Consider the following 12,258-nt stretch of genomic DNA (forward strand, 5'->3'; position numbering starts at 1 on the left):
GCTGATGGTCGGCAGATTCACGCCTGCCGGAGCGCGGCCAGCTTCTCCGACGGGAACGGAATTCCGCCCCAGTTCCGCTGGTAGCGATCCAGAGAACCGGCGCGATCGAGGGCCTCTTCCGCCATACGCTGCACCGCAGAGATCAGGCCGGCCACCTCAACGCGGCCTCGCCACCGGCTGACCCCACCGCTCCACCGACGGTCGTCCGAACCGACATCATCGAACTGCACGATCTGGACATACACCTCGTCGGTCGCGCCCGAGAAGATGAACCAGGTACCAGCGGGTTCAGCTTCTAAAAGCGCGACCGTTGCGCTGGATCCCAGCTGGAGATCAAGAGCAGCCTGCAACAGCGAGCCAAGCCCATCCCCAAGGTAGGTGGTGTGAACCGTAAGGTCATCACATCCCACCGCCCAGTGCAGGTCAGCCGATCCCACGTTCTTGACGTCCCAGCGCAGCGACAACACCAGGCCATTCTCCAGACTCGTCATCAAGTCGAGTCGCCGACCCAGGGCTTTGGCTTCTCAAACACGCTCTAAGGGTGCGGAAACATTGCCGGGTGGCGCGTTCTGCGACGTGTCTGCGACGATGCAGCGCGGTGCGGGCGGTTCGGGGGATGAGGGTCAGCGATGCCAGACCGAGCGATGTGCTTCAGCTTCGACGCCGCAACGCGTCTTTGCCGGCCAGCGGAGAGCCCTGCAGAGTTCAGTCTCCTGCCGCTTGACGAGAGCAGCGTCAGGCCGAGCCAGGTCACGGGCGACGTGGTCGACGGCGACGTGTGATGGACTCACAGTCATCCCTTCGCTCCGAGTTCGAGCAGATGTTTCGTGACCTCGCGGTCGACGTGGCCCGCGATGTTCTTGAAAATGCCAGGCCTCACATTGTGAGGTGGGTGAGCGAGCAGGCGATTCCGGCTGTGACTGCGGCGATCCCGGCTGTGGGGTCGGCGGTGGCGTCGGTTGCGACGTCAGCGTGGAGGACCTTGGCCAGCATCGGTAGCGGTGGCGACCAAGCCATCCATGTAGAGGCGACGGTGGGTCCGGTCGAAGCGGTGCGGCCAGTGGAGTCTGCGCCTGCAGAAGCGTCGTACGACGTGGTAGCCGTGCTCAATGCATACCGGGCCGGGATGAGCAAGGCCGAAGCGCGGCGGCGCATCGTCGCAACCTTGGCGGCGAGGCTGTTTGCAGATAAGCAGCTGCAGATGGTTCGTGATGTGCGAAGCGAGGTTGGTAGCAACACGATGGAGTTGGACAGCGCGATGGTGACGCTCACCGAGCAGCAGCTCGGGCAGGGCGTCCAGTTGATGCTTGAAGCGACGCCGTCGTTGCTTTGCGAGCAGTCGTTGAGCGACCTGCGGAATATTCTTGAGACGTAGCTGGCGCCGGAACGGCAACTGAAGGCGACTCGTAGGAGTCGGATCTCGAGTTGGCTTCGCTGATTCCGACTGACGCGCAGGCGCTGATTTGCTTTGTGTCGGCGGTCGTGTGGTGGGGTCAGCGCTGAAATGACTTGCTGAGGCCGGACACCATGGTGAACCGCCCCTGCTGGTAAAGACCGCGAGGCCGCGTGGGCGGTCAAAGCCCGCCTGCTGAACGTCGCCAAGCTAGTAACGCAGCAAGACGCACTCGCTATCTTAAGCCAGAGGAGAGGCGCTGGCTCATCACCTCCAGCGCCTCTCCTGGGCCGGACCGCCGTGATATCTCACAACCGTCTCACGGACGGTTTGGCAAGGGCCGATAGGGCCTGACGTGACACGCACTTCCAACCGGTCATTTACCTGCGGGTCCGACACGAACCGGAACCGTCCGGCAGCCGCTGGTAGACCTGCCTGGGGGTCAAGGGGTCGTCGGTTCGAATCCGGCCGTCCCGACGCATCTGACCAGGGGATATGCCGACGGAGGCATATCCCCTGTGGTTGTTTCAGGGCTGTGTTGTCGCGCTGCTGTCGCATCCACGCACGGATCTTGCAGTGGCGCTCAGGCGGCTCGGGCGTCGGCCGCGTCGAGGGCCGCGCAGGTGGCGCTCACGCCGTCGGCGGCGGCGTCGCGGGTGAGGTGGCCGTAGATGTCGATGGTGGTGGCCACGTTCTTGTGGCGCAGCGTCTTGGACACCACGGCGATGGGCACCCCTTGGTTGATCATGATCGTGGCGGCGATGTGTCGCAGGTCGTGTACCCGAATTGCCGGAAGCCCGGCGTCGGCGGTGAGGTGGCGCAGGTGGTCGAGCACGTACTGCGGCCGTAGGGGTTGGCCATCGGGTCTGGCGAACACGAGGTCGAGATTGTCGTGATGGCGGGCGGTCGCCTGTTGCCGGCATTGGCTGCGGCGTTGCCGCTGCACGCGTCGACGGCGCGGGTGGACAGGGCGACCCAGGCCCGGCTGCCGTGGGTCTTGGGCGCGTTCAACATGCTGCGGCTGTTGTCGACGCTGACCAACGTCCAGCGCACGAATAGTGCCCGCGCATCAAGGTCCACATCGGCCCAGTGCAGGCCCAGAGTCTCGCCTTTGCGCATCCCGGTGCAGACCATCAACTCGAAGAGGTCCGCGAGCGGATCCTCAACGGCGTGGCAGTGCCGCAGGAACGCGCTTGTCTGGCTGGTGCTCCAGCAGGTGAGCTCGGTTTCCGGCGGTCGGGGGATCATGGCGAAACGGGCGGCGTTGTGGGGCAGCCGGTGGTTGCGGCGGGCGTCGTTGAGCGCGCTCGACAGGGTCGTCACGCAGCGGCGCAGGGTGACCGGGCCGCGGCCGGCGGCGAGCTCACGCTGGATGAACTGGGTGACGTGGTCGTGGGTGAGCCGCTCCAAGGGCACGGCGCCGAGCGCGGGGATGAGGTCGTTGTGGATGTAGGCGGTGTAGCGGTTCACGGTGTTCGTCTTGAGGGCCGGGGACTTGGTCTCAAGCCAGCAGGTGAGGTAGCTGGCCACCGTCTCGCTGTCGTCGAGGCTGACACCGGCGCGCTCGCACTCAAGCACATGGGAGTGGGCCGCCGAGGCCGCCGCCTTGGTGGCGAAACCGGTACGGCGCATGGTGCTGCGCTTGTTCAGGCTCGGCAGGTCGACGGCGAACGCCCAGCCGCCGTGCCGCGCCTTGGACAGCTTGGGGCACCGGGGGCCGAGTAGTCGGCCGGTGCTGTCACGACAGGCGCAGCAGCGGTAGACGCGGCCCCGGTTCGGGTTCTGTCTCATGACGTCCTCCTCGGTAGAGGTGAGCTTCTGCCACCTCTACCGTTGCCCCGTTCGGCTGCGACAGCATCGCGACAACCCCGTATGTCCTGCCTGCATGTGACGGTCCTACTTGTCGATCCGTCAAGGATGCGCACTCCCCCTGGCGTGCACGAGTGCCGGGGGAGGAAGTGGTGGGCGATCTGACTCCCGAGCGAGGTTGGATCGATGACGTCCGTGTCACCGAGCACCACCCCGCAGCATCCCCAACCGGGTTGTTGCCCGACCCTGGCCCCGCGCCGAGCAGCACGGCATCTGTCAGCCGTCCATCGCTGCGACGAGCCGCCGGAGGCCGGCGTGTTCTCGGCGGGTCTCGTGGGTGATCCATTCCTTGCCTTCGGCAGCGATGCCCTCTAGCACGTGCAGGGTGCGATCGAGGCCCGAGGCGTCGAGGGAGACCTGGGAGGCGATGCGGTCGTCGTCGCCGAGTTCCGGCATTCCTGGCCATTCACCAGTGATCGTCAGCTCGTCCCGTGGGTTGTTCGTCAGGGTAAGGGAGAGTTTCTTCTCGCCGTTGCGGGCATCGACGACGTGCGCCGCTACGACCGAGTTGTACTGGTAGGTGAGACGCTGCTGATCGCCGAGTTCCATGGTTTCGAAGTCGAGGGTGACCGTGACCTGGCGGACGCCGTCCTTGGTGAGCAGGAAGAGGAGGAGTTTGTATCGGGAGTAGCGCCAGGGTCCCTTGCTGACCCGGGCACGCTTGCACCCGGGCACGGGCGCCTCGATGAAGGCGTGCGCTATGACATCCTGCGGGGCCACGCGGTAGTGCCGCAGCGTGTCCTCGACCAGGATCTTGCGGTCGCAGTCGAGCCATTGCGCCATCTGCGCGTCGGTCGGCTTCGATTCCAACTTGCGTACCCACCTGTCGTACGCCGCGCACCGGTCCTCGTAGTCGCGCCGGACCCGTTCTATGTCGTCTCGGTAGCGGTGGCCCTCGAGAAGGATCGCGAGCCAGCCCTGGATGGCGAGCCGGGCCCCGGCCACGATTCCGGCTGTCGCGATCACCGTCGTGAACGGCGCCTCGACGAGGGCCTGCCACAGCAGCAGCGGCCCGGAAATCACCAGGGCGAACACCGCGGTGCCGAAGGCGGTCCGCGTTGAGGATGGCACTCGGGAGTCCTCGGGATCTGCGGTCAGTTCACCGCTGTGCCATTGCCGTTTGACGTCGCTGGCGAGGAATCTCACGAGCCAGGCGACGCGCTTGGCGTCGACCGATTCTTCCCGGTATAGCTCGACCAGCTCGTTACGGAGGGTCTGCCGGATGCCCGCCGTCTCCGCCAGCCACGTCTCCCGGGCTATGTCCGCCGGCAGGTAACGCCCGAAGTAGCGGTCGAACAAGGAGTCCATCGCTGAGGCGAACCGGTCGGACTGCGTGGGAGCGCGCCGGGATGTGAAGGTGAGACGCTGGCGGGCTACCTGGCGTCGATGTCGAGCGAGCCTGATCGTGAATCCGGCCCGGACCGCGACGACGACGGCTCCAAGAGCCGCCATCAGGTAGCCGGCGGAGCGAAGCCACGAGTGGGCCCAGGCGTGCTGGACCACCGCAAGGCCCGTGACGAGGAGCAGTGCCGAACCGCCGAGGGCGCGTAGATAGTCCGCCGCGTTGGTGCGGATCGGGTGCGGTGGAACCGGCCGGGGAGGAATCGGCTTGGGCTGGAAGAACTTCCAGACCCGCTCCACCCGGTCGTTGGCCGTCCTGTTCCGCCGGGCGGTCGCGAATGTCTTCCGCCAGGTCCAGTCCTGGTGGGGGCCAGCCAGGAAGACCTCGAGGTGGTTGAGGATGCTTTCCTGCAGGGGCGGGTTGAGCGATTCGAACTCCTTGACCACCAGACCGATGGCGGCCGGGTCGGGAGTCTCCGCCGTGGTCTGCGGCAGCGAGTCCAGCAGCGAGCCGACGGCGTTGACGCCCCGAGCCCAGGGATCCTCGGAGTGCTGCGCCGCCCATCGGCGGACGTGTGCCAGTTGCGCGAGTTCCTGGTCCGTCAGGCTCTGCAGGGTACGGCCGCTCAACAGTGCGAGCGCCAGATAGAAGTAGGCGCGTGAGTTCCGGTAGCCCCGGGTGATCGCTTTCCTGATTAGCTCTCTCGCCTCGGGTGGGGCGCTGATCTCCAGGTAGCGGAGGCCGACCTCGAACTGCCGCTCCGGCGGGTCGGCGTCGCTGACGTGGTAGCCGCCCTCGATGTGAACCTCCTGGGCCTGGAAGCCCACCCGGGCGTTGCCGTCCGCGACGTTGGTGAACGTCTTCTCCTGCGGTCCGGCGCTCATGCGAGATCCCGCAGAGCCGCCATGAGCCCCGCGACCCGTGTGGCCAGGTCCGTCCAGTCCAGCAGCAGGCCACGCAGCTTCCGCAGAGCTGTAGTCGCGCGGCTGCGTGCCTCGTCGTCGGCCGGGGGCACGTCGGCGGCGGCGGCGTCCATTTCCTGCTCCGCCGCGCGGTAGGTGACCGCGTCCACGTCGCCTGCCTCATGACACTTACGGAGCGAGGCGCGCAGGTCTGCGAGCTGGTCGTGGAATGTCTCCCCGCCCGCACCGCCCGGCGCGCCGTAGACGGTCGCGTGGTGAACGGTGTGTGCTTGAAATCCGACGTGAGCGTTGCCCTTGGCGACGTTCCTGACGGAGCCGGACATCGACGCATCACCTGCTTCCTTCCGAGGATGGCGAGGGGAGGGGCCATGCTGCGCCCCGAGTTCCTGGGCGAGCGCGAGGGCGAAGGCCGCGGCGTTGGCAGCGGCACGCGGCTGCCAGTTTTCGCCGTCGGTGTGGACCTTGGTCCCGTCGGCACGGTCGCTGATGCCACGGACGACGACGGCCGGCAGAGAGCGGTTTAGGTGGGCGGCCTGGGCGACCCCGGCCGACTCCATCTCCACCGCCAACGCATCGTTGTAGTGGTCACGGAGGCGCGTCGCCTCGGGCGAGGACGCCGAGTCGAGGACTACCTCCCCGGCGGCGATCGGGCCGAACCGCACCTGGGGGACTCCGCCGGCGAGGCCCCGCGCCCAGCCTCGCTCTCGCTCAAGATGCCGGGCGAGCTGATCACAGGCATGGGGGATCTCCCACACGCGAGGCCGGGTGCGGAAAGCGTCGCTCTCGCTGGTGCCGCCGTGATAGGCGTACACGTGGGTGGCCACCACGACGTCGCCGAGGCCGACGGAGGGCCAGAGCGCCCCGGCCACGCCGGCGAAGATGACCGCTTCCGGGTCGAACTCGGTCATGGCGCGCTCGGCGATGACGGCGGAGGGGTGGTTGCCCTTGCCGACAAGGCCGAGAATGATCTCACAGGAGCCTCCGGTCACGGTGCCACGCTCGAAGCGCGTGCCCATCGGATGTACGTGCGGTTCGACTTCCGTGAGACGTTCGCGGACTGCGTTGTACTCGAGGTCCAGTGCGGTGAGCACGACTACGGGTTTAGTCATCTCTCGTCTCCTCCGGCTGCGACGGTCGGGACCGTGCGGATCATGGGCGGGTAGAGGTTCCGGCGCGGACCAGCGCGGTAGACGCGGGCCGGGCGGCCGGTGCCCGTGGCGCGGGGCGGACCGGCGGGGACTACAAAGCCCTTCGTGCCTTGGACCTTGCGGTAGAAGTTGCGGGGATCGAGCGGGGTGCCCCAGACGGCCTCATAGACCTGCTGCAGCTCTGTGAGGGTGAAGACCTCCGGGCAGAAGGCAGTCGCCAAGCCTGTGTGCTCCAGCTTGGAGCGGGCACGCTCCACCCCGTCGACGACGATGCGCAAGTGGTCGAAGGCGAGCGGTACCCGCGCGGCCAGTACATCGTCGACCGGCGTCCACTCAGCGGCTGCGGCGTCGGTTCCAAAGACGGGCTCGGGAAGGCGCGGCACGACAGCGAGGTGGGCGACGGAGACCACGCGTCCACGAGGGTCACGGTCGGGATCGCCGTATGTACCGAGCTGCTCCAGGTGCGGGATGTCGGTGAGCCCCGCCTCTTCCCGCAGCTCCCGACGGGCGGCGCTGAGGATGTCCTCGCGCTCATCGGCGAGGAACCCACCAGGCAGCGCTGCCCGCCCGATGAACGGCTCGATACCGCGCCGCACGAGAAGCAGGCTCAGACGACCACCGCGCAGGGTGAGGATCACAAGGTCGACGGCGAGCAGGATCAGGGGTGGTTCCCAGGTGTCTTCGGGCACTGCTCGACCATAGCTTTTTGTCGATACGACAAAAAGGGGTCGGTCCTGTCGTGAGGCCGACACTTCAAGTAGTGTCTCGATCACCAAGAGGTGCCATAAGTGAGGTGGTACCGCCATACGTGGTGGCGGTGGGATAAGGCTGGCTGAATGCGCCGCATGGCTGGGTAGCCATCTTCACGGATTCGGCGTAGCGCCTTACCACTTGCCGTGGATGGTCAGGGCTGGCACCATGCCGGTCATGATCGAAAGAATCGAGTCCTCCGTCCGCCGGTGAGCGTGACGACCGAGCCTGGATCGCTCGGACCCCAGATCGCCCTGTTCGAATACGCACTGCGACTGCATCAGCAAGATCCGGACTCGCCCCAGCCGCGTGATGGCGAGCCCTACCCGGACGACGAACGCCACCGCTACCGGCGGCAGCGCCCGCAGACCCGGAAAGATCAGCGCCTCCGCGGGGTCGACGTTGCCGCCATCCTCGACGTGCACTTCGGCAAGGCAGATGCGCCACCGAGCGAACTCGCCGACGCGTTCTGCGAGGTTGACGTGCCGATCCATCACAACGAGCACATCGCGGCGGCGGCGCTGCGCGCGCATCGGCAGCGGGTGCGGCAGACCGGCCGGTGGCTGGTGCGGCACAGCCCCGATCGATGCTCAACCACTGTTGGGCTGGCACTGCTCGCTACCGATTGGGCGGAGGAGGACATCCCGCTCATCCAAACCATCGGCCTGCTGTCGCATAGGTTCGGGCCGTTGGCCGCCGAGGCGCTGCGACGTCGGCGAGGAGGCGAAGAGGCGTTGTTGTGGCTGGCCCAGCGTGTTGCCGGTTGGGGACGGGTCTACGTCATCGAGGCGCTCTGCCAGCAGGGGGCATACGCCTCGCGTCGGTGGCTGCTGCGCCACGCCTGCGACGGCGACTACCTCAACGGCTACTTCGCCGGCCGCGTCGCCACTGCAGCTCACCTGCACGAAGCGATCACCGGGACTGAGACCGACGATGACCTGGTCGACCACACCGGTCGACTATTGAAGATAATGGCGGGCTGCGGTGGCATGGGCATGACCCTCGAGCACTATCCGCCGGCGCCCCATGTCCTCGCCGCGCACGTAGCTTGCCTCGACCGGCAGACACCGACCCTGAACAGGTACGTCGACGCCGCGATCATCACCGACCATCTGGCGAACAAGACTCCGCAGCAATCCGGATGCACGCAAGAACAGCGGGATCACCTCGTCCGGCAGTACCTGGCCGTGCTTGATCGACAGAACTGGTGTGACGCCGTTCGCGCCGGACATGATGCGGACAACGACTTCTTCGCCTGGTTCGCCAGCAACCCTGCGGCACGGCTGCATCTGCGAGCGTTCACTGAGATGACGGATAACGATCGATGAACGAGCGTTCGGTGGGGGAGGGTCGCTGGTGCCGTTCTCTAGCGCTTCTCCGCCGCCGGGCCGCCCGTGAAATCTCACGACCGTCTCACGGACGGCCCGCGACGGGCCGGTAGAGCCCGGCCTGCCTCGGACCGTCTCCTGCCGATGAGCTGAGTATTCGGCAGGAGACGGTATGGTCCGGCACCCGCCGGTAGACCTGCTAGTTCACTGGGGGTCAAGGGGTCGTCGGTTCGAATCCGGCCGTCCCGACCGGTTGACCTGGGGAGATGAAGATCATCCCAGGTGACGGCGGTAACATTCGGTAACGGATGATCTTTGTTGACGGTGACGGCGTGGATGGTTGGCCGTTGACGTGCCTGCTGCACAACGCTCTGACCTGCTGCTTCGTCTGCGTCCTGGATGGGGCGGCAGTTTTGCTCTTGATTGCGCGTCAAGCGCTGCAGATGTTGCCAGCTGTCGCTACGTCGGGCGTCTCGACGAGCCAGGAGGCGAGGCAGGATCGTCGGGGCTCCCCGCTCCTGGTCTCCCTGTAAGTCGATCGCGGAAAGGCGAAGCAACCTGCCAGCGCGTCGGCGGAGAGGTCGACGCCGGCTTGGCTCGGGCGGCTACCTCCTGGGCAGTTCGATGATGCCGTGTCGGCTTGGTCGAGGATGGGCGGCTGTACAGCGGTGTGGCCAGGCCCCGTCGGTAGTGGCGGAGTTCGACGTAGACCGTGTAGCCCGTGATCCAGGTGTCCTGGAGGACAGCGGACCGTCCAGTACTGCACAGCCGGCGCAGCACCGTCAGCGTCCGTTCGATGGCCGCCGCCGTTGCTGTACAGGAGTAGCCCTTACTCGAAGGTCCCGGCTGGCCGGGGTGTTCCCTGCGGCTGCGCCGGCACTTGGTACAGGTGCAGGCGCACCTGAGACGGGAGCGACACCCGGCCAGGCCGTGGTAAGAGGTTAGGATCCCTGGCCTCGATGGCCATTGACGTATGACCAATCCTGGTTGCATCCGGAGGCGGCCGCTCCGGCCGACACGATCTCCCCGTAAGGCCAAGCCGTGGGCGCAGGTGGTGGTGACCAGTCACGATGCGTCTTGGGCCGGCCGAAGATCAGGCTTCTCCGTTAGGTGCCCTCGGCGGGATGATGATGCGTAGGTGCAGGCCTTGCGGGGCCGGACAGCCGAAGACTCGAGCGCGTTGGTCGAGCAGGTCGCGGAGCCGCTGGCTGCGCAGGGTCGACTGAACCAACTGCCGCAACCGGTCGCCGATCCGGTCCAGCCGGCTGTCTCGTTCCAGTTTCGTCATCAGTGCTCGCACCCTCTCCAACTTCGCGGTAGGAGCGGTCGCAAACCGGGCGACGGGCACGTAGCGGGGCACCGGCAAGACCAATACCTTCAGTTCTTTATAGGTGGGCCGCAGGACCATTCGGGGCCGAGATGGCATGACGCGTCGGCGTTCGCAGTACCGACCGTGCGGAAGGGTCGCCCGTCGTCGTCGATGACGTAGATCCCGCTGCGGCCTTCCGACGTCCACCGCAGCCTGATCCGCCAGGAACAGTCGCAACGCGAGGTGCCCGCGTCGACCTCGAACGACTCGGGATCGGTGCGGGACACCTGGTAGGGGAATCGGATGGGCCGGCGTTCCGCCTGTGGAGCGGCGCGCCCGCCTCCGACTCGTTGAATTGCGCAGTTAGCCGGGGTGGGACGGCGTCGAGGTCGACGTGCACCCAGCGGTACGCCACACCAGAGCCGCAGACCCAACTGACGTGAGTGCCGTGCGGCGCGGCCTCCCGGCGGACGACGTCAATATCCATGCCGAGCAGCGTCACCACCGCGTCCGATCGGCCCTGCACGGTGAAGGTGACCCGGACCGTACCGACGGGACCCCGTGTACGAGGTGTTGCTCGGCAGACTCCGGGCCGCAGGCCAGTTGGACATGTCGCGGGCGGTGATCGACGGCTCCCACATCCGGGCGCTCAAGGGCGGCCCAAAACCGGTCCGAGCCCGGTCGACCGCCGCAAGCCAGGCTCGAAACACCACGTCATCACCGACGCGGGCGGCATCCCCCTCGCCACGGCGCTGACCGGCGGCAACCGCCACGACGTCACCCAACTCATGCCCCTGGTCGACAAGGTCCCCCGCATCAAGGATCCGCGGCCGGCCCCGGCAGCGACCCGACCGCATCTACGCCGATCGCGGCTACGACTACGACTGCTACCGCCGCGACCTCCGGGCCAAGGGCATTACCCCGGTCATCGCCCGACGCGGCACCGGCCACGGCTCCGGACTCGGCACCCGACGTTGGGTCGTCGAACAGACCATCGCCCTGCTGCACTGGCGCCGTTGCGTTGTGGGATCGGCAGACGTGTCGAACCCTTCTCGGGTTCGAGGTCAGATCGCCTGGGCGAGTTCGGTAAACGCTGCGGCGACCCGTGTAGCCGGCGGGGCGTCGACGGCGAGTTCGTAGTGTCCGCGGCGGAGGTTCTGCATGAACGCGTGCCCAGCGATGATCACCTGTGCCGTCTTGTCCGTCCGTAGACCGCGCATCGGTCTCAACCGGTGTTTCAGCTGGCTGTGATCAGCCTCGATCGGATTGTTGGCGTACCGCTCGACGTGGTGCCACGCCTGCGGGATCAGCTCATCCAGGACGCCGGGGTAGACCGCTGCGGCGTCGGTGACCACCTCCGCGGGTGTCACCTTCAACGTCGACAGCGCCCGGCGGAAGAACCGCCGGGCCGCGTCGGCGTCGCGACGTGCCGAGACCAGCACGTCGATGACCTGCCCGTACTGGTCGACTGCCCGGTACACGTAGCGCCATACCCCGTTGACCTTGACGTAGGTCTCGTCGACGAGCCACCTGTCGCTTGGCGAGTGGCGGCAGAACCGGGCGGCGTCGGCCAGCAGCGGCGTGAACCGCTGCACCCACCGGTAGACGGTGACGTGATCGACCTCGACGCCACGTTCGACCAGCAGTTCCTCAACGTCGCGATACGAGAGGTTGAAGCGCAGATACCAGCGGACCGCGACGACGATCACCTCCGCAGGGAAACGGAACCCGACGAACGCCGACTTCGGAGGCAGCCACGGGCCGGGACGGGTCGATGACTTCACTGCTCAAGCCTGCCTCGATCTTGCCAACGCTCAATGCAACAGTGCCCGTTCCCGCGCCTCGTAGCAGGGCATGGAACCCGCCATGCCCGGAAGGCCTCGACAAAACCGCATGGAAGATCGTCATCCGGGAGGCCCCCGGATTGATCGGCGTAGGGAGACGACTTTTTCCCTTTGCCGACGCCCCCAGCATCAAGACGTGGATCCCGAAGGGAATCGGCCACAACGCTTGACTGTGCCGGGTAGTTCAAGAGCATCGTCGTGCGCAGTTTCGCCGGCTGACCGGTCGCCGGCCTACGACGTGCGGCGCCGTAGGACGAACGCCCCGCCCGAAACGCCGGGCCCGCGGCGGCCGGGTGGCCGGGGGAGTTGACGGCCACCCGGAAGGGGGATATCGGAAGAGCGGCGTGGAGGG

9 protein-coding genes and 2 pseudogenes are annotated in these 12,258 nt (G+C 66.8%); 3 read left to right on the plus strand and 8 right to left on the minus strand.

The window, feature by feature from the left end; translation table 11 throughout:
• Positions 1–17: 17 nt before the first annotated feature.
• Positions 18–491, minus strand: a complete 474-nt coding sequence (locus ABZU46_RS18835) for a hypothetical protein (protein ID WP_354859408.1) — start codon at positions 489–491, stop codon at positions 18–20.
• A gap of 401 nt (positions 492–892) precedes the next feature.
• On the opposite strand from ABZU46_RS18835, the gene ABZU46_RS18840 reads away from it, so the two are divergent.
• A complete protein-coding gene (locus ABZU46_RS18840) occupies positions 893–1,375 on the plus strand; it encodes a hypothetical protein (RefSeq protein WP_354859411.1) in 483 nt (160 codons plus the stop codon).
• A gap of 601 nt (positions 1,376–1,976) precedes the next feature.
• Here the strand turns inward: ABZU46_RS18840 and ABZU46_RS18845 are convergent.
• The 5 genes and pseudogenes from ABZU46_RS18845 to ABZU46_RS18865 all read right to left on the minus strand — a co-directional run bounded on the left by ABZU46_RS18845 (position 1,977) and on the right by ABZU46_RS18865 (position 7,364).
• Positions 1,977–2,339, minus strand: a complete 363-nt coding sequence (locus ABZU46_RS18845; protein WP_354859413.1) for a tyrosine-type recombinase/integrase — start codon at positions 2,337–2,339, stop codon at positions 1,977–1,979.
• A 431-nt stretch (positions 2,340–2,770) separates the two neighbouring features.
• Positions 2,771–3,184 (minus strand): annotated as a pseudogene (locus ABZU46_RS18850) (hypothetical protein); the annotation flags it as partial.
• 294 nt (positions 3,185–3,478) lie between these two features.
• Positions 3,479–5,488: a hypothetical protein gene (locus tag ABZU46_RS18855; RefSeq protein WP_354859415.1), complete on the minus strand. Its 2,010-nt coding sequence runs from the start codon at positions 5,486–5,488 to the stop codon at positions 3,479–3,481.
• Positions 5,485–6,636: a 5'-methylthioadenosine/S-adenosylhomocysteine nucleosidase gene (locus ABZU46_RS18860; RefSeq protein WP_354859417.1), complete on the minus strand. Its 1,152-nt coding sequence runs from the start codon at positions 6,634–6,636 to the stop codon at positions 5,485–5,487. The genes ABZU46_RS18855 and ABZU46_RS18860 overlap by 4 nt, the downstream gene beginning before the upstream one ends.
• Positions 6,633–7,364 (minus strand): NUDIX domain-containing protein, encoded by a 732-nt coding sequence (locus ABZU46_RS18865; RefSeq protein ID WP_354859420.1) that lies wholly within the window; start codon positions 7,362–7,364, stop codon positions 6,633–6,635. Before ABZU46_RS18865 ends, ABZU46_RS18860 begins: the two co-directional genes overlap by 4 nt.
• Before the next feature lie 270 nt (positions 7,365–7,634).
• On the opposite strand from ABZU46_RS18865, the gene ABZU46_RS18870 reads away from it, so the two are divergent.
• Positions 7,635–8,753 (plus strand): hypothetical protein, encoded by a 1,119-nt coding sequence (locus ABZU46_RS18870; protein WP_354859422.1) that lies wholly within the window; start codon positions 7,635–7,637, stop codon positions 8,751–8,753.
• A 1,093-nt stretch (positions 8,754–9,846) separates the two neighbouring features.
• Here the strand turns inward: ABZU46_RS18870 and ABZU46_RS18875 are convergent.
• Positions 9,847–10,041, minus strand: a complete 195-nt coding sequence (locus ABZU46_RS18875) for a hypothetical protein (RefSeq protein ID WP_354859424.1) — start codon at positions 10,039–10,041, stop codon at positions 9,847–9,849.
• A 576-nt stretch (positions 10,042–10,617) separates the two neighbouring features.
• On the opposite strand from ABZU46_RS18875, the pseudogene ABZU46_RS18880 reads away from it, so the two are divergent.
• Positions 10,618–11,070, plus strand: a pseudogene (locus ABZU46_RS18880) (transposase); the annotation flags it as partial.
• 56 nt (positions 11,071–11,126) lie between these two features.
• Here the strand turns inward: ABZU46_RS18880 and ABZU46_RS18885 are convergent.
• Complete coding sequence (locus ABZU46_RS18885; protein WP_354859429.1) at positions 11,127–11,816, minus strand: IS6 family transposase; 690 nt, start codon at positions 11,814–11,816, stop codon at positions 11,127–11,129.
• Positions 11,817–12,258: the final 442 nt, after the last annotated feature.

It is taken from the genome of Micromonospora sp. NPDC005197 (assembly GCF_040608295.1).
Lineage (GTDB): Bacteria > Actinomycetota > Actinomycetes > Mycobacteriales > Micromonosporaceae > Micromonospora.

Bases quoted from the DNA above. Each gene is read 5' to 3' on its own strand.
- ABZU46_RS18835 (WP_354859408.1), bottom strand. From the start codon at position 491: ATGACGAGTCTGGAGAATGGCCTGGTGTTGTCGCTGCGCTGGGACGTC.
- ABZU46_RS18855 (WP_354859415.1), bottom strand. From the start codon at position 5,488: ATGAGCGCCGGACCGCAGGAGAAGACGTTCACCAACGTCGCGGACGGC.
- ABZU46_RS18860 (WP_354859417.1), bottom strand. From the start codon at position 6,636: ATGACTAAACCCGTAGTCGTGCTCACCGCACTGGACCTCGAGTACAAC.
- ABZU46_RS18875 (WP_354859424.1), bottom strand. From the start codon at position 10,041: ATGACGAAACTGGAACGAGACAGCCGGCTGGACCGGATCGGCGACCGG.